At 65.4% G+C, this 17417-nt stretch carries 12 protein-coding genes, 1 tRNA gene and 1 other RNA gene; 10 read left to right on the top strand and 4 right to left on the bottom strand.

What is annotated here, in order from left to right; translation table 11 throughout:
• Position 1: 1 nt before the first annotated feature.
• Positions 2–604, bottom strand: coding sequence for a LemA family protein (locus ACT17R_RS13230; RefSeq protein WP_003047327.1), 603 nt, complete (start codon positions 602–604; stop codon positions 2–4).
• A gap of 118 nt (positions 605–722) precedes the next feature.
• On the opposite strand from ACT17R_RS13230, the gene mscL reads away from it, so the two are divergent.
• Positions 723–1145, top strand: coding sequence for a large conductance mechanosensitive channel protein MscL (mscL, locus tag ACT17R_RS13225; protein ID WP_062767978.1), 423 nt, complete (start codon positions 723–725; stop codon positions 1143–1145).
• 58 nt (positions 1146–1203) lie between these two features.
• Positions 1204–1562: a transfer-messenger RNA gene (ssrA, locus tag ACT17R_RS13220) on the top strand.
• A 90-nt stretch (positions 1563–1652) separates the two neighbouring features.
• On the opposite strand, the gene ACT17R_RS13215 is transcribed toward ssrA, so the two are convergent.
• Positions 1653–2063 (bottom strand): MerR family transcriptional regulator, encoded by a 411-nt coding sequence (locus tag ACT17R_RS13215; RefSeq protein WP_288990520.1) that lies wholly within the window; start codon positions 2061–2063, stop codon positions 1653–1655.
• Positions 2064–2170: 107 nt separating this feature from the next.
• Between ACT17R_RS13215 and ACT17R_RS13210 the strand changes: the two genes are divergently transcribed.
• The 4 genes from ACT17R_RS13210 (at position 2171) to ACT17R_RS13195 (ending at position 7211) form a co-directional block, all read left to right on the top strand.
• Positions 2171–2788 (top strand): cation transporter, encoded by a 618-nt coding sequence (locus ACT17R_RS13210; protein WP_444809596.1) that lies wholly within the window; start codon positions 2171–2173, stop codon positions 2786–2788.
• Between the two features lie 186 nt (positions 2789–2974).
• On the top strand, positions 2975–4657 hold the full coding sequence (locus ACT17R_RS13205) for an MFS transporter (protein WP_444809595.1): 1683 nt from the start codon (positions 2975–2977) through the stop codon (positions 4655–4657).
• Positions 4654–5841 (top strand): HlyD family secretion protein, encoded by a 1188-nt coding sequence (locus ACT17R_RS13200; RefSeq protein WP_444809594.1) that lies wholly within the window; start codon positions 4654–4656, stop codon positions 5839–5841. The genes ACT17R_RS13205 and ACT17R_RS13200 overlap by 4 nt, the downstream gene beginning before the upstream one ends.
• Positions 5838–7211 (top strand): efflux transporter outer membrane subunit, encoded by a 1374-nt coding sequence (locus tag ACT17R_RS13195; RefSeq protein ID WP_444809593.1) that lies wholly within the window; start codon positions 5838–5840, stop codon positions 7209–7211. The genes ACT17R_RS13200 and ACT17R_RS13195 overlap by 4 nt, the downstream gene beginning before the upstream one ends.
• Here the strand turns inward: ACT17R_RS13195 and ACT17R_RS13190 are convergent.
• The gene (locus ACT17R_RS13190; protein ID WP_444809592.1) at positions 7208–9079 is read right to left on the bottom strand and encodes a M1 family metallopeptidase; all 1872 of its coding nucleotides are present in this window, start codon (positions 9077–9079) and stop codon (positions 7208–7210) included. The two genes, ACT17R_RS13195 and ACT17R_RS13190, sit on opposite strands and share 4 nt — an antisense overlap.
• Before the next feature lie 177 nt (positions 9080–9256).
• On the opposite strand from ACT17R_RS13190, the gene ACT17R_RS13185 reads away from it, so the two are divergent.
• Positions 9257–11311 (top strand): S46 family peptidase, encoded by a 2055-nt coding sequence (locus ACT17R_RS13185; RefSeq protein ID WP_444809591.1) that lies wholly within the window; start codon positions 9257–9259, stop codon positions 11309–11311.
• Between the two features lie 195 nt (positions 11312–11506).
• Here the strand turns inward: ACT17R_RS13185 and ACT17R_RS13180 are convergent.
• Positions 11507–11593 (bottom strand) — tRNA-Leu (locus tag ACT17R_RS13180).
• Between the two features lie 318 nt (positions 11594–11911).
• Between ACT17R_RS13180 and ACT17R_RS13175 the strand changes: the two genes are divergently transcribed.
• From ACT17R_RS13175 to ACT17R_RS13165, 3 genes are all read left to right on the top strand, one after another.
• Positions 11912–13534, top strand: a complete 1623-nt coding sequence (locus tag ACT17R_RS13175) for a hypothetical protein (RefSeq protein WP_062902102.1) — start codon at positions 11912–11914, stop codon at positions 13532–13534.
• A gap of 78 nt (positions 13535–13612) precedes the next feature.
• Positions 13613–16363, top strand: a complete 2751-nt coding sequence (locus ACT17R_RS13170) for a TonB-dependent receptor domain-containing protein (RefSeq protein WP_444809590.1) — start codon at positions 13613–13615, stop codon at positions 16361–16363.
• Positions 16364–16536: 173 nt separating this feature from the next.
• Positions 16537–17415 (top strand): type II secretion system protein N, encoded by an 879-nt coding sequence (locus tag ACT17R_RS13165; RefSeq protein WP_341681730.1) that lies wholly within the window; start codon positions 16537–16539, stop codon positions 17413–17415.
• Positions 17416–17417 lie beyond the last annotated feature (2 nt).

Genomic DNA, 17417 nt, shown 5'->3' with positions numbered 1-17417 from the left:
ATTATTGACCGAAATCGACCTTGGGCGCGACGTTCGCGTTGGGATCGACCGCCTTATAGGGGGTCATCGGCTTGGCGCCGTGGACGATCTTGGCACCGATTATGTCGGGGAAGGTGCGGATCGTCGTGTTATAGTCCTGCACCGCGGCGTTATAGTCCTGGATCGTGACGTTGATGCGGTTTTCGGTTCCCTCGAGCTGGGTCATCAGGTCGGCAAAGCGCGCCTGGCTCTTGAGCTCGGGATATTGTTCGACGGTAACGAGCAGGCGGCCGAGTGCGCTCGACACATTGCCCTGCGCTTGCTGGAAGGCCTGAACCTTCGCGGGGTCTTCCAGGTCGTCGGTGCTCAGCTTCACCTGCGTTGCCGATGCGCGCGCCTGGATAACGCCTTCGAGCGTCGATTGCTCGATCTTCGCGGCACCCTTGGCGGTTTCGACGAGGTTGGGGATCAGGTCGGCGCGGCGCTGATAGGCGGCTTCGACATTGGCCCATTTGGCCTTCGCGGCTTCTTCCTTGGTCGGAACGCTGTTGATGCCGCAGGCCGACAGGCTCATCGCGGCGGCCGGAACAATCAGCCAGCGGGCGGAACGATAGGACATGGTCATCAGGCTCCCTCAGGCGGCGTTTTGCCGCAACAATACACATAATAGGATGCCCCTTGCTTTTGCGCAATGACCGGCGCACCACCATGACGGCAGGATCAGCAGTTCGGGGAGCAATAAGATGCTGAACGAGTTCAAGGAATTTATCGCGCGCGGCAATGTCATCGATCTGGCCGTCGGCGTCATCATCGGCGGCGCGTTCGCGACGATCACCGGATCGCTGACCGAGGACGTCATCATGCCGATCGTCGGCTGGCTGTTCGGCGGAGTCGATTTTTCGAGCAAATTCATCCTGCTCGGCAGCATTCCCGACGGCATCGCCGCGACCGACTATGCGGCCTTGAAAAAGGCGGGCGTCGCGATGATCGGCTATGGTGCCTTCATCACCGCGGTGATCAACTTCCTGATTTTGGCATGGATCATCTTCCTGCTCGTGCGCGCAGTGAACAAGGTGGTACGCAAGGAAGCGCCGGCCGAAGCGCCCGCGGGACCGAGCGAGGTCGATCTGCTTACCGAAATCCGCGACGAACTGCGCAAGAAATAGCATTTCATCGCGCGCCGGCGTGGGTCCGGTGTCGATTCAGGACGAAAGGCCCGCCTGCGCTCTTCCAAAGTGCGGGCGGGCTTCCTATATGGGAAGGGCCGGTTTCGACCGGCTATGAGGATAAATGGTGTCGTGGAATAGACACAGCGGACCCGGGGGCAGTACCCGGCGGCTCCACCACAAGCCCGCGTCCTTTTCGAAGGGGTGCGCGGGCTTCTGACGGGGCCGAACCAGGATCGACGTGTGTTCAAAGACGATGTTTTCTTCCGGGCTGAGTAACCCGTTAAAGGCTCAAAACCAATAGGTGCTAACGATAACGAAGCACTCGCTCTTGCTGCCTAACCGATAAGCCTCACGGCCTAAGGTTAGACAAATAGAACGCGGTTCGGACCGAACCGGGCAACAGAATCGGATACCAGCGGCTGGGGACGAGCCGGGCAACAGAATCGTCCCACCTTTCCCTTTTTCAGCTGCCGCCTCTCGCGTCGCCCCTGCGACCGTGTCTCATCAATGCGCGCCGTCGCATTGACCATGATCGCCCAGCGCCTCGATCACCCGGCAATCGCCCGCGAGCCCGCCGCGGCAGCGGCCGACGATGCGGGTCAATTCATCGCGTAGCGCCGAAAGCTGTGCGATCTTCGCCTCGACCTGTTCCAGATGCGCGGACGCGATGCGGTCGGCGTCGGCGCAGTCGCGTTCGGGATGATCGGAGAGGTCGAGCAGCGAGCGGATTTCGTCGATCGTGAAGCCCAGTTCGCGCGAATGGCGTACGAAGCGCAGCCGCGCGCGATGCGCGTCGCCATAGCTGCGGTAATTGGCATCGGTCCGCGCCGGGGCGGGGAGGAGGCCGATCCGCTCGTAATAGCGGATGGTTTCGATGTTGGTGCCGGTGGCACGCGACAGTTCGCCGATCTTCATCGCTTGACCCTGTAGTTGCTACAGGGTGCATATAGGATGCCGACTCGAAGAACCAAGCGGCCGCCCGGCAATTCCTGCGGCGGCCGAGACGGAAGGAGATGCAGGCGATGGCCGATCAATGCTGCGCCGGAAAAAGCGGAGCGACCGCGCTGAACGACCCCAAGTGGCGGCGCATCCTGTGGATCGCGCTGCTGATCAACGGGGCGATGTTCCTCGTCGAAATCGTCGCGGGCGTCGCAGCCGATTCGCGCGCGCTGCAGGCCGATGCGCTCGATTTTCTGGGCGACAGCGCCAATTATGCGATCAGCCTGACGGTCGCCGGCATGGCGATCGCCTGGCGCGCACGCGCGGCGATGCTGAAGGCTGCGACGATGCTGGCGTTCGGGCTGTGGATATTGGGCTCGACGATCTGGGGCTTCATCGGCGGCAGCGCGCCGCACGCCGAAACGATGGGGATGATCGGCGTCGTCGCGCTCGCCGCCAATGTCGCGGTTGCGCTGATGCTCTATCGCTACCGGACCGGCGACGCCAATATGCGCTCGGTCTGGATATGCTCGCGCAACGATGCGATCGGCAATCTGGCGGTGATGGGGGCGGCGCTCGGCGTGTTCGGCACCGGGCAGGGTTGGCCCGACCTTCTGGTCGCCGCGATCATGGCATTGCTCGCCATATGGGGCAGCGCCGAAGTTTTCCGCCACGCGCGCCGCGATCTCGCCGCCGCCTGACGCGCGCCGCCCTATAGGTGCCATTCGTATGCGCCGCGCGGAACCGAACTGGCGGCAAAGCATTTCCCCGCTTTGCCTTCGCCGGTCAGGAGCATATTGTGGCGCACAGGATGCGGATCAGGGGCGCCTTGCACTTCGGCCCGGCGCGCGCGTGCCGACGGCCGCGCGCGGGATGGAGGCACGCGCGTGGCTGATCCCGCAGCGCCCGCGGCAGCTGGCGGCGCCTATGTGTTCAAGCCGCACGAACGCCCGATCATGCCGGGGTCGCCCGCGTCGCCGGACCATCCCGTCGGGCGCAAGATCGGCTATTTCGTCATCGGCCTGTATCTCGCGATCGTCGGCGGTTTCCAGAATGGCCTGCTCATCGCCAATCTGACGGTGCTGCAGGGGCATCTCGACCTGACGCCCGCAGATGCGGGCTGGGTCACTGTTTCCTATAACATGACCAATGCGTGCATGAGCATCCTGCTCTACAAGTCGCGCCAGCAATTCGGCATTCAGCGTTTCGTGCGCGCGACGATGATCGCGCTCCTGATTGCCAATTTCGTCCAGCTTTTCGATGCCGGTTACCGCATGGAACTGATCGCGCGCGGCGTGTCGGGGATCGCCGCGAGCGGGCTGTCGACGCTTGCTGCCTTCTACATGATGCAAGGCTTGCCGGCGAAGATGCGGATTGCGGGCTTCCTGCTCGGCATCGGGCTGGGACAGGTAGCGATTCCGCTCGCGCGCGCCATATCGCCGCTGTTGCTCGCCGACGGGGACATCGGCAATCTGTTCGTACTGCAATTCGCGCTCTCGCTCGTCGCGGTCGGCGCGGTCAACATATTGCAGCTCCCGCCGGGCGAAACGATCCGTTCGTTCGAAAAGCTCGACCTTATCACCTTTCCGATCCTGGCGGTCGGCGTCGGGCTGCTCTGCGCCTTTCTGGTGCAGGGGCGCATCATCTGGTGGTCGACGCCGTGGCTCGGCGGCGCGCTGGCGGCGTCGGTGGTGCTGATCGGCACCGCCTTTCTGATCGAACATTACCGGCGAAATCCAATGCTCCACACGCGCTGGATCGGCAGCCGCAACCTCATTAAATTTGCGCTGACCGGTGCGCTCGTCCGTGTGCTGACGTCCGAACAGAATTTCGGGGCGAGCGGGCTGCTGTCCGCCACCGGCCTCGTCAACGATCAGCTTGTCACCTATTATGCGGTGCTGTCGTTCGCGACGCTGATGGGGGCGGTGCTGTCGATCGCGCGGCTCGATCCGACCGACCTGCGGCGGCCGATCCTCGTCGCGCTTGCCGTCATCACCGTCGGCGCGTTCCTCGACACCCATTCGGGTCTGCGCACCGGGCCGGTGAACCTGTATTTCTCGCAAGGCGCGATCGCCTTTGCCGCAGTCTATGTGATGGGTCCATTGCTACTCGAAGGGCTGCTGCGCGCCATTTCGCGCGGCCCGGCCTATATGGTCAGCTTTCTGGCGGTGTTCAGCCTGTCGCAGACGATCGGCGGGCTTGCCGGGGTTGCGGCGTTATCGGCCTTTCACACGCTGCGCACCAAGGCGCATCTGATGACGCTGGGGCAAAGCCTGTCGACGACCAACCCCGAACTGGCGCAGGGGATCAACGCGATCGCGGCGAGTCTGACCGGCAGCATCGCCGACCCGGCGCTGCGCAGCGCGACCGCCGCGGGGCAGGTGGTGCGCGAGGCGGCGCGCGAAGCGACGATCCTGGCATTCAACGACGTGTTCGTCGTGATCGGCAGCCTGTCGGCGATCGCCTTCGTCGCGATGTTCGCGCGCTGGGTTTATGATCGACGCCGCGGAATCAATCCATTGGCACGGGAACTTGAAGTCTTGCAGAAACTGAGGGCGCAAAATCAATGAGCGACGACAAACAGGAAGGCGCGCCGCCCGCGCCCGAAACGCCGGCACCGGCTCCGACGCCGGACCCGATGCCGACCCCGGCACCGGCTGCTGCCGATCCGACCCCGGCGGAACGGCCCGCCGACGCGCCGGCCGATGGCTGGGCGCCGCCGCGTTCGCGCGGACGGATCATCCTGTTCGGCGCGATCATCCTCGTCGGCGCGCTCGCCATTCTCTACGCCTGGGGACTACCGCCCTTCCGCGCGAACAGCCAGACGACCGACAATGCCTATGTGCGCGGCCAGACGACGATCATCGCGCCGCAGGTGGGCGGCTATGTGACCGCGGTGCTGGTGCAGGATTTCCAGACTGTCGCGGCGGGGCAGGAACTGGTGCGGATCGACGACCGCATCTACCGCCAGCGCGTTGCGCAGGGCAGCGCCAATATTGCCGCGCAGACCGCCTCGCTCGACAATAGCGCGCAGAGCAGGCGCTCGGCCGAAGCGCAGGTGAAGGCGCAGGAGGCGGCGGTCGCCAACGCCCGCGCGCAGCTCGCCCGTGCCCAGGCCGATATGCGCCGCGTCAACGATCTGGTCGGCGAAGGATCGGTGTCGATCCGCGAACGTGACCAGACGCTCGCGGGGCTCCGCCAGGCCGAAGCGGCGGTGCGGCAGGCCGAGGCGCAGCGCGCGATCGCCGAGGAGCAGGTGCGATCGGTGAGCGTTGGGCGCGGCGGTCTGGAGGCCGGGGTAGCCAATGCAAAGGCGGCGCGCGGGCTGGCCGACATCGATCTTCAGAACACGATCGTTCGCGCCCCGCGCGCGGGCAAGCTGAGCGAAGTGTCGGTCCGCGTCGGCCAGCTCGTCAGCCCGGGCACCCAGCTCATGTATCTCGTGCCCGAGAAACATTGGGTGGTCGCCAATTTCAAGGAAGCGCAGACCGCGAACATCCGCGTCGGCCAGCGCGCGACGCTGCGCGTCGATGCGCTGGGCGGCGCCGAGCTGAAGGGGGTGGTCGAAAATATCGCCCCCGCGGCGGGCAGCGAGTTCAGCATCATCAAACCCGACACCGGATCGGGCAATTTCGTCAAGGTGCCGCAGCGGATCGCCGTGCGTATCCGCATCGATCCGAAGCAGAAGCTTGCCGAGCGGCTCGGCCCCGGCATGTCGGTGGTGGCGACGGTTCATACCGGACGCGGCGAATGAGGCCGCTCCCCTTGCCGCTTGCCGGTCTGGCGCTGGCATTGGCGGGCTGCGCGCCCGCGCTGACGCCGCCGCCCGCCGCGAGCGCGGTTGCGCCGCCCGCCGACTGGCGCACTGCGCTGTCGACGGACGGTGCGGCGATCGACGGCCGCTGGTGGTCGGCATTCGGCGACCCGCGGCTGACCGCGCTGGTCGAACAGGCGCGCGCGAACAACAGCGACCTTGCCATCGCGGCCGCGCGCGTTGCCGAAGCGCGGGCGCAGGAGCGCGTCGCACGGTCGCTGCTGTTGCCGAACCTGTCGCTGAGCGGGCAGGGGGCCGAGGCGCGCAACGTCAACGCCTTCGGCCAGCCGACCGAAAGCTTCGCCGCGCAGCCGGTGTTCCAGGCGAGCTACGAGATCGACCTGTTCGGCCGCAATGCCGCGACGCGCGAGGCGGCGCGGGCCCATGCGGCGGCGGTTGCGGCGGCGCGCGAGGCGGCGACGCTGTCGGTCAGTGCGGCGGCGGCGAGCGGCTATATCACGCTGCTCGCGCTCGACGCGCGGCGGCAGTTGCTCGCCGAGACGCTGACCTCGCGGTCGGAGGCGCTACGGCTCGCGCGCAGCCGCGCCGAGGCCGGCTATACCTCGCAGCTCGAACTGCGACAGGCCGAGGCCGAATATCAGGCGACGGCGCAGCAGATCCCGGCGATCGAGGCGGCAATCGCGCGGCAGGAAAACGGCCTGTCGCTGCTCGTCGGCGATACGCCGCATGCAATCGCGCGCGGCGAAGGTTTTGCCGCGCTCGCGGTGCCGCCGGTGCCTGCGGTGCTGCCGTCTGAACTGGTGCGGCGGCGGCCCGACATCGCGCAGACCGAATATGCGCTGGCGGCGACCGACGCCAATCTGCGTGCCGCGCGGGCACAATTCCTGCCGCAAGTCCGGTTGGCGGCGTCGGCCGGGGCGGTAATTTCGTCGGCTTTGGGCGATCCGATCAGCATATGGTCGGTCGGCGGCAGTATATTGGCGCCGATCTTTTCGGGCGGGCGACTGCAAGGCCAGTTCGACGCCGCGACGGCGCAGCGCGATCAGGCGGCTTTCGCCTATCGCAAGACGGTTCTCACCGCCTTTCGCGAGGTGGAGGACCAAATGGCGGTGATCGACCGGTTCAACGCGCAGGAACAAGCGCTGATGGCGCAGCGCGCGGCGGTGGCCGATGCGCTGCGGCACGCGACCAACCGCTATCGCGCGGGCTATTCGCCCTATCTGGAACAGCTCGACGCGCAGCGGTCGCTGCTCGGCGTCGATCTCGCGCTGATCCAGCTCCGCGCCGACCGCCTGAACGCATATGTCGCCCTCTATCAGGCGCTCGGCGGCGGCGCCCCGGCGGTTTAATCGCCAGCGAGGATCTTCTCGATCCCCGATGCCACCGCCGGGTGATAGGTGGCGCGCGAGCGGGCGAACAGGTCGCGCGCGATCGTATCGCCCCACGCGCCCTGACGCTTGAGCCCGGTATAGAGCGGCCGGATCAGCAGGCCGCGCCCGACGGTGCCCGCGAACTGGCGCAGCGACGGCAGCGCGGGTTCGTAGCGGTTGGCAATGGCAAGCTCGAGCCAGGCCGAGCGGACATAGGCGTTGGTCGACGCCGACAGACCCAGCGTTTCGTCGAGTTCCTTGAGCCGCGCCGCGCTCTGCGCCCGCGGGATGCCGTTCAGGAAACGCAGCCATTGCTGCGTCGTCCATCCTTCGGGCGCGATGGCGCGCGCCGGACCGCCGGCGTTGAAGGCGGCAAGCTTGGCATCGACCGCGGCCAGCGTCGCGCTCTTGTGGTGCACCGCATTGTCGGGCAGGCCCGCGGCATAGGACCAGCGGTCGAGTTGCAGCGACAGTTCGAGCGCCGGGTCGCCCTTCAGCAGATTTTCGCGCAGATCGGTCAGGAAACCCGCGGTCGTCTGTGGCTGAAAGGCATGGCGGTTGAAATAGGATTTGAGATAGGCGTCCCAGCGCGCGCGGCCGACCGTCGTTTCGATCATGCGCAGGAAGTTGGACCCCTTGGTATAATCGAGCGTGCCGTCGCCGGGTGCACCGTGCAGCCGGGTCTTGGCGCCGGTCTGGCCGCCATTGGCGTCGATGTCGCGCATCATATTGTCCCAGTCGAGATCGGCATACATCGCCGCGCGCTCCTTGCCGTAGAGCGCCTCCATGATCCGGTTCTCGAAATAGGTGGTGAAGCCTTCGTTGAGCCAACTGTCGGACCAGGTCGCATTGGTGACGAGGTTGCCCGACCAGCTATGCGCCAGTTCGTGCGCGACGACGTCGGTGTTCGACCGGTCGCCGGTGATGATCGTCGGCGTGAGAAAGGTCAGCATCGGGTTTTCCATGCCGCCATAGGGAAAGGAGGGCGGCAGGACGAGCATGTCGTAGCGGCCCCAGCGATAAGGGCCATAGAGCGCCGAGGCCGCGTCGATCATCTTTTCGACATCGCCGAATTCGCGCGCCGCGGCGTTGAGCATCGTCGCTTCGGTCCACACGCCCGAGCGTGGGCCGAGCGAGCGGAATTTAAGGTCGCCGACCGCGAAAGCGATCAGATAGGGCGGCACCGGCTTGTCCATGCGAAAGCGAAAACGGCGGCGACCGTCGGGCAGCGCTTCGCCCTTGTCGCCGCTCAGCTTCTCGCCGCTCATCACCGCGACGAGATCGCCCGGAACGGTCAGCGTCGCATCCCATGTCTGACGGATACCGGGGCTGTCCTGCGTCGGAATCCAGCTCCTGTTGAGGATCGCCTGGCCTTGGCTAAACAGATAGGGCTTGGTCTTTCCCGCAGTCATTTCGGGCGGCAGCCATTGTAGCGCATTGGCTCCCGGCCGGCTGCGATAGGCCAGGACGATGCGCTGCGCGCCATCGAGTTCCACCGTCAGCGCCGAACCGAGTTCGGGATCGGCATCGCCGACCGCCCATTTGAGCGGCTTGCCATTTGCATCGGTGACCGACGAAATCGCCAGATTGTCGGCATCAAGAACGATCGACTGCGCATTGTTGGCGGTGAGCAGATCGAGCGTCGCGGTGCCGCCCAGCGTGCGGGTCGCGAAATCGACATCGAGGTTCAGCGACACGTGGGTGACGCGGGCGACCTCGGGATCGGCGTGGGTCCACACGTCCTTCGCCTCGGGCGTCGTCAATATGGGGGCAGGGGCGGTCGCCGTCTGTGCGGCGAGGGGCGAGGCGCCGGCGAGCAGCGCGGCGGCGAGCAGGATCATACGCATGGGAAGGCGGCGTAGGCGGCGGCGCACGAAACTGCAACCGGCAGGTGGCCCGAAGCAATCTTGGAGAACGCGAAATTGTCGGTGGAGATTGCGGCCGATCCGGCGCAAGGTGCGCGCCGTTCCCGCACGGCCATTCTCCGCGCGGGATGTCGATGATTCAAATGATGGATTTTGCCAATGACCCAATATCGCCCCATTTCATTCGCCGCGGCCGCGCTCGCCGGCGCTGCTCTGCTTGCCCCTCCCGCCCTCGCCGAAGAGGGGATGTGGACCTTTGATGCCTTTCCGGCGCAGCAGGTGAAACAGACGTATGGCTGGGCGCCCGACCAGGCGTGGCTGGGCAAGGTGCAGGCGGCCGCGGTGCGTCTGACCGGCGGCTGTTCGGCAAGCTTCGTATCGGCCGAAGGCCTGATCCTGACCAACCACCATTGTGTCGCAAGCTGCCTGTTCGACAATTCGAAGGCGGGCGCCGACTATCTCAACGACGGTTATGTCGCCGACCGCCGCGACATGGAACTCAAATGCCCCGGTCAGCAGGCCGAGGTCGTCACCAGCATCGGCGACGTCACCGGGGCTATCAAGGCGGCGATGGGATCGCTCGCGGGTGAAGCGCTGACCAAGGCGCGCGACGCGAAGATCGCCGAAATCGAAAAGAGCGGTTGTCCCGACACCGACAAGACGCGCTGCCAGGTCGTCACCCTGTTCGGCGGCGGTCAGTACAAGCTCTACAAATATCGCAAATATTCCGACGTGCGGCTGGCATGGGCGCCCGAGGATCGCGCCGCGACCTTCGGCGGCGATCCCGACAATTTCAACTTCCCGCGCTATTCGCTCGATGCAAGCTTCCTGCGCGCGTACGAGAATGGCAAGCCGGTCGCAACGCCCGCGCACCTGCAATGGAACCCGCGCGCGCCGCGTGAGGGCGAGATGACCTTCGTCGTCGGCAACCCCGGTTCGACCAGCCGACTCTACACGACCAGCCAGCTTGCGTTCGAGCGCGAACTGCGCCTGCCGATCACGGTGACGACCTATTCCGAACTGCGCGGGCGCCTGCTGCGCGCGATGGAGGAAAGCAAGGATCATGAGCGCGAAGGGCTCGATCTTCTCAATGGGCTCGAAAACAGCCTGAAAGTCTATATCGGCCGCCAGAAGGCGCTGAACGACCCGGCCTTCACCGCGACATTGGTCGCCAAGGAGGACGAACTCAAGGAGAAGAGCGCGGGGAATGCCGCGATCGGCGATCCCTGGGCGTCGGTCGACAAGGCGGTCGGCGCCTATCGCTCGCTCTATTTGCCGGCGCGCTTCACCAATCCGATGAGCGATCTTTATGGCTATGCCGAAACGCTCGTCTATGCGGCGCAGGAGCGCTCGAAGCCCAATGGCGAGCGGCTGCCGGGCTATACTGACAGCGCATTGCCGCTTACCAAGAAGAGGCTGCTCGATGCGAAGCCGGTCTATCCCTGGCTCGACGAACTGACGCTCGAATGGAGCCTGTCGAAGGCGCGTGAATATCTGGGTGCCGACGATCCCGACACCAAATTGCTGCTCGGTCAGGAAAGCCCCGAGCAGCTTGCTAAGCGGCTCGTCGAAGGATCGAAGCTCGCCGATCCCGCCTATCGCCAGACATTGTGGGACGGCGGACTTGCGGCGATCGAGGCCAGCGACGATCCGATGATCCGCTTCGCGCTGCGCCTCGCGCCGCGCCAGCGCGCGCTAAAGAAGGCGGTCGACGAGGCCTATGGTGGTCCGCTCGCCATCGCCGGCGGCAAGATCGCCGACGCGCGCTTCGCCGCCTATGGCGACACGCTCTATCCCGACGCGACCTTCACGCTGCGCATTTCCTATGGCCAGGTGAAGGGCTGGATCGAGCGCGGCAATGCGGTGCCGATCGCAACCACGATGGGTGGCACGTTCGACCGCGCGACGGGCAACCCGCCGTTCGACGTCGCCCCGGCTTTTGCGGCGAAAAAGGCGGCCATCGATCCGGCGGTCACCTATGACTTCGTGACGACCAACGACATCATCGGCGGCAATTCGGGCTCGCCGGTGATCGACAGGGCCGGTACCGTCATCGGCGCCGCGTTCGACGGCAATATCCACTCGCTCGGCGGCAATTACGGTTACGACGGCACGCTCAACCGTACCGTGGTCGTTTCGACCGCTGCGGTGCAGGAAGCGCTCGAAACCATCTATCCGGCGCCGGCTCTGGTGAAAGAGCTTGCGGGCAAATAGCGGCGCCCGCTTCGCCGCGGAGGTGATGCAGACAGGTTGCGGCGGGCGGCGGACTAACCGTCGCCCGTCGCAGCGGACTCATCTCGATGGTCGGGCTTAAGCGCGACAACAATGGCCGAAAGCGCCGACGCTAACGGCGCCCCCCGCGGGGTAATTCCAGGTGAATGCCAATTTTTGAAGTCCCGCAGGACTGTATGGTGCGGTCGAGAAGACTCGAACTTCCACGGCCTTTCGGCCACAACGACCTCAACGTTGCGCGTCTACCAGTTCCGCCACGACCGCACATCATGATGGTCCGGATCGGGTCCGGCACCAGGTAGGAGCGGGCGCCTAGCAAAGCTTTGTTGGCGATGCAAGCGAGCACCGCGCAATTATTTTTCGGGATCGCGCAATCGGCGCGGCGGCGCAGAGGCGCAGGTTCGCGCCATGTCATCGAAACGACTCCGAAGAGTCACTCAACTGTCATGGCTCTACCGTCAGACCGTCATCGAATCACCCTAGTGGCGGCGTCACCGGGGGCGAGGGTCGATTCCTTTTCTCGTTCGCGGATGAATGTTCAGCAGCGTGCCGAGGGCGCGCACACGGGGAACGGAGATTTTCATGGCGGCTTTTGCGCGCGTTCGTTTGGTCATGCTTAGTGGCGTGGCCTGTTCTGTCCTGGCAGCCTGCGGCGCCGACAATATTGCGTCGCCGGGCGAGGGCGGCACCATCATCATCAATCCCACGCCCACCCCGACTCCGACCCCCACGCCGACGCCGACCCCGACGCCCAGCGTGACCCCGGCCGCGGGCTGTCCCACGATTTCCGATCCGCAGGGCCTGACCGACAGCGGCACGATCAAGAATCCGACCGTCGGCGAATTCCGCGTCTGCACGCTGCCGTCGCGCATCAACAAGAGCGTTACGCTGCCCAAGATCGCCGGTCTCGTCTATCGCATGAACGGCCGGGTCGATGTCGGCACCGATCAGGGCGCGGCGACGTCGGGCACGACCAACGTCGTGCTGACGATCGAGCCGGGCGTGATGCTGTACGGCGAATCGGGACCGTCGTGGCTCAACGTCAACCGCGGCAACTCGATCCAGGCGGTCGGCACCCCGACGCTGCCGATCATTTTCACCAGCCGCGACAACGTCCAGGGCCTGAACACCGAAAATTCGTCGGGCCAGTGGGGCGGCGTCGTGCTGAGCGGCCGCGCGCAGATCACCGATTGCGGCACCAGCGGCGCGACCCCGGGCACGACGGCGTGCGAACGCCAGACCGAAGGCGCCGTCGATCCGGCGCTCTATGGCGGTGCGAGCAACAGCGAGAGCAGCGGCCGCATGAGCTATGTCCAGATCCGCTATTCGGGCTACATCCTGTCGTCGAACAGCGAGCTTCAGTCGCTGACGCTGCAGGGCGTCGGTTCGGGCACCCAGCTCGACCATATCATGTCGTACAACAGCTCGGACGATGCGGTCGAAGTGTTCGGTGGCCACGCGCACATGAAATATTTCATCGCGATCGGCGCCGAGGACGATAATCTCGACACCGACGTCGGGACCAAGGCGAACTTCCAGTACGGGATCGTCGTCCAGCGCGCGAACATCGGCGACGCGATGATCGAGGCTGATACCGACAACGCGCTCGACGGCGACAATCCGCGCCAGAACACGCGCGTTGCCAACTTTGTCTTCTACCAGAATTCGCCCAACGCCTCGGCCGACCAGGCGTCGATCCTGCTGCGCGGCGGCACCGACTATGGCATCTACAACAGCGTGCTGCTCAGCCCGAACAACCCCTGCCTGCGCATCAGCCGCGCGCAGACCGCTTCGGCGACGCAGAATGCGGCGATCGACGAATTTGGCGCGCCGGTATTCCAGTCGGTGCTGATGCAGTGTGCGGCGACCAAATATATCGGCAGCGGCGTGACCGCGGCCGAGGTGCAGGCGATCTTCGGTGCCGGCAGCAACGGCAACAGCGACACCTATGTTCCGACGCTGACCAGCCTGTTCGTCAACGGCGCGACTGAAACGGCGGTGACGCCGTTCGATATGTCGACGCTGAACGGCCAGACCTTCAACAGCATCGAACTGACCCGCGCCGGCTTCTTCGACAAGACGACCTATATCGGCGCGGTCAAGGACGCCAACGACACCTGGTACCAGGGCTGGACCTGCAACAGCGGCACCGCCAGCTTCGGCACCGGCAACAGCGGACTCTGCACCTCGCTGCCGACCAGCTGAGATTGAAACGTCGACCAGGAGGGGGCGGCGTGTGCCGTCCCCTCCCGCATATCTGATCCGGATTCTGGGGAAACCGCCATGTCCAAGCCGTACCGGCTCGCCAGCCTGCTTTTGATCACCACGGCGCTCGTCGCGCCCGCCACGGCGATGGCGCAGACCGACCCCGCTCCGGCCGAACCCGCGGCCGAAGTTGCCTCGGACGCGGCGCCTGCGGATGCCGCCGAACCGGCGCCACAGGACGATACCGACATTTCGATCCCCGGCGCGGAGATCGTCGTCACCGGCCGCCGCAGCGCCAATATCGAGCGCACCGCGCCGCAGGTCGTCTCGGTGCTCGGCGCCGCCGACATCGCGCGTACGGGTGAAGGCAATATCGCCGGCGCGCTCGGCCGCGTCACCGGCCTCAGCGTTGTCGGCAACGGCTTCGTCTATGTTCGCGGCCTTGGTGATCGCTATTCGCTCGCACTGCTCAACGGTTCACCACTGCCAAGCCCCGAACCGCTCAAGCGCGTCGTCCCGCTCGACATTTTCCCCAGCAGCATCATCGCCTCGTCGCTGGTGCAGAAAAGCTATTCGGCGAATTTCCCCGGTGAGTTCGGCGGCGGCGTGATCAATTTGACGACCAAGGCGGTTCCGCGCGAGCCGTTTCTGACCATCGGCGGCAGCATCGGCGGCAATTCGGAAACCACCGGGCAGCTCGGTTACACCTATTATGGCACCGGCAGCGACTGGACCGGCTTCGGCGACGGTGGCCGCAATCTGCCGCCCGCCTATGCGGCGTGGCGCGCATCGGGGCTGCGCATCAACGATCCCAGCGTCAATCAGCAGGCGATCGCCGGCCAGTTCGTCAACGCCAGCAATGCGGTGCTGCAACAGAACAACAATATGCCGGTCAATTGGGGCGTCAACGTCACCGGCGGCAAGTCGTGGACGATCGGCGACGCCGAGCTCGGCCTGATCGCGACCGCGGGCTACACGACCAAGTGGCGCACGCGCGATATTGCGCAGCAGACCGCGAACGCGCTCGACCTGTCGTCGCTCAACACCAATGTCCGCCGCGTCGTCACCGACAACCGCATTGTTGCCAACGCGTTGCTCGGTCTCAGCCTCGAATTCGGCGATAACAAGATCCGCTGGACCAACCTTTATATCCGCGACACGATCAAGCAGGCGCGCCTCGGCGCCGAAGACCGGCCCGACACCGCCGACGCCAACCCCGGCGTCAGCTTCCAGTATCAGGACACCGCCTGGTACGCCCGCCAGCTGATCGACACGCAGTTCGTCGGCGAGTTCAAGCCGATGGACGGCCTTGATGTCGATATCCGCGCCGGCTACGCCAATTCGCAGCGCGAGGCGCCGTTCGAGCTGAGCTTCGTGTACAGCCGTTCGAACAGCCCGACCGATCCCTATGGGCAGTTCTTCACCAACACGCTGAACACGGGCCAGCGCCCGGGCAGCGCGACGATCGCCTTTTCGGATCTCAACGAAGACCTCTATTCGGCCGGTATCGACGTCACCTACGATCTGGCGGCGCGGGTCAAGCTTATCCTCGGCTATGCCTTCAGTGATACCAACCGCGTCACCGAACGCCGCGACTTCCTGTTCCAGGGCAACAACAACATCCCGCTCGGCATTTCGCTGCTGCGCCCCGACCTGCTGCTCTCGCAGGCGGTGATCTGCTTCCCTGGCGTCGATGCGACGGTTGCGCCCGATTGTCCGGCGAACCCCGTTGCGACGGGGATCGCGCTCGTCGACAGCACCGGGTCGAACCCGACTTTCAAGGCGACGCTGCGCAACCATGCGGGCTATGTTCAGCTCCAGGCCGATCTGACCGACCAGCTCAATCTCAACATCGGCGCCCGTTACGAAAGCGCCAATCAGGGCGTGAGCGCGGTGCAGGTCTATACGGTCAACCCGACGCTGCCGCCGGCGACCAACCTCAAGCGCGACTATCTGCTTCCTGCCGCGACGCTGACCTACGAAATCTCGCCGCAGCTGCAATTCCGCCTGAGCGGGTCGAAGACGATCGCGCGGCCGCAGTTCCGCGAGCTGGTATTCCAGACCTATTATGATCCGGACAGCAACCGCACGTTCCAGGGCAATCCGCAGCTCGTCGACAGCCAGCTCTATAACGCGGAAACGCGCCTCGAATGGTATTTCGCACCCGAACAGCGCGTGTCGCTCGGCGGCTTCTGGAAAAAGATCAAGAATCCGATCGAAACCTACGCCAGCTTCGACGGCAACAGCGTGACGACACGCTTTGCCAACGCGCCCGAGGCGACGCTTTATGGCGTCGAGTTCGAGGCGCAGAAATATTTCGACCTCAGCGGTATGAACGGGGCTTTCTGGGCCAGCCGCCGCGCGGTGCTGATCGGCAACTACACCTGGTCGCAATCGAAGCTGAAGGTCGGGCCGAACGATCCGGTTCAGGCTTATCCGTTCACCGGTGCGACGCTGGCGAGTCAGTTCTTCCGCGACGGCGCGCCGCTGACCGGCCAGTCGGATCATCTGGTCAATCTGGAATTCGGCCTCGAAGACACCGACAAGCTGTCGCAGCAGACTTTCCTGATCTCTTATGCATCCGATCGCGTCACGCGGCGCGGCCCGTCGGGTCAGCCCGACATCTTCGAACGGCCGGGCATCCAGGTCGATTTCGTCGCGCGCCAAGGCATCCCGCTGTTCGGCAAGGAACTCGAACTCAAGTTCGAGGCTCGCAACATCTTCGGCACGAAATACAAGGAAATGCAGGAAAGCGGCGACAACCGCATCTATTATAACCTGTACAAGACCGGCACGACCTTCTCGCTCGGCGGGTCGCTGAAATTCTGAGGCATCCCTTGCCAGCCGCCCCGGCCGCAGCGCCGGGGCGGCACTGGCGGGTGCCGGCGCCAGCCCGGACTCGCCCCTCTGACAAAAAACTGTAATCTTCCCGTCAACTGATTGTCACGGACGGCGCCTAGGCGATTCGCGAGACATGTTTCAGCTGGGGGACAGATAGGGTCATGGCGACGCTGATGAGGGGATCGGCCGTTCGGCTGCCGCGCTGGCTGCGCGCCGGCAGGCGGGCGCCGCGCGATGCCGCGCCGCTGATCGGCGTCGTCATCCTCGGCGCGCTGCTGATCTGGCAATGCGTCAATCTCCTCTGGGCGCTGATCGTTCCGCTCGCCCCGCTCGGCGCGTGGCAGCCGCAGACCGCGGTCATCGCATCGCCGGCCGAACGCCGCGCGATTTTCTCGAGCTTCGACCCCTTCTTCCGCAGCGGGCCGCAAGGGCCGGCCAGCGCGACGGTCACCTCGCTCGGCCTGACGCTGTTCGGGATCAATCTCAACGAAGCGACCGGCGGGGGCTCCGCGATCATTGCGGGCGATGACGGTCTGCAGAACAGCTATGCCGTCGGCGACGAGATCGCGCCGGGCGTCAAGCTGGTCGGCGTCGCCTTCGACCATGTGCTCCTCGACCGCGGCGGCACGCGCGAAAGCCTGTTTCTCGATCAAAGCGGCGACGCGCCGGTCGCCAATCCCGCGACGCCGCTGCCCGCCCCGACGCCCGAGGTTGGATCCCCCGGTGCGGCGGCCAACGGCACCACGGCGAGCGGCGAGATGTCGCCCGCCGCGCTCAAGGCCGGCATCGGCTTCGCGCCGCGCACCGAAGGCGGCAAGGTCACCGGCCTTTCGGTCCAGCCGCAGGGCGACGGCGCCGTCTTCCGCGCCGCGGGCCTGCGCCCCGGCGATGTCATTCGTTCGGTGAACGGCCGTCCGATCGGATCGGCCGCCGATGCCGCCGCGCTCGCCAGCCAATTTGCGCCCGGTGCGCGCGTTTCGCTCGAGGTCGAGCGCGGCGCGAGCGTCGTTCCCGTCGCCCTGTTCCTTTCGAAACAATAGGT

This window comes from Sphingopyxis sp. Q841, assembly GCF_052384365.1.
Lineage (GTDB): Bacteria > Pseudomonadota > Alphaproteobacteria > Sphingomonadales > Sphingomonadaceae > Sphingopyxis > Sphingopyxis terrae_A.
This window is presented reverse-complemented; position numbering and strand designations above follow the sequence as displayed.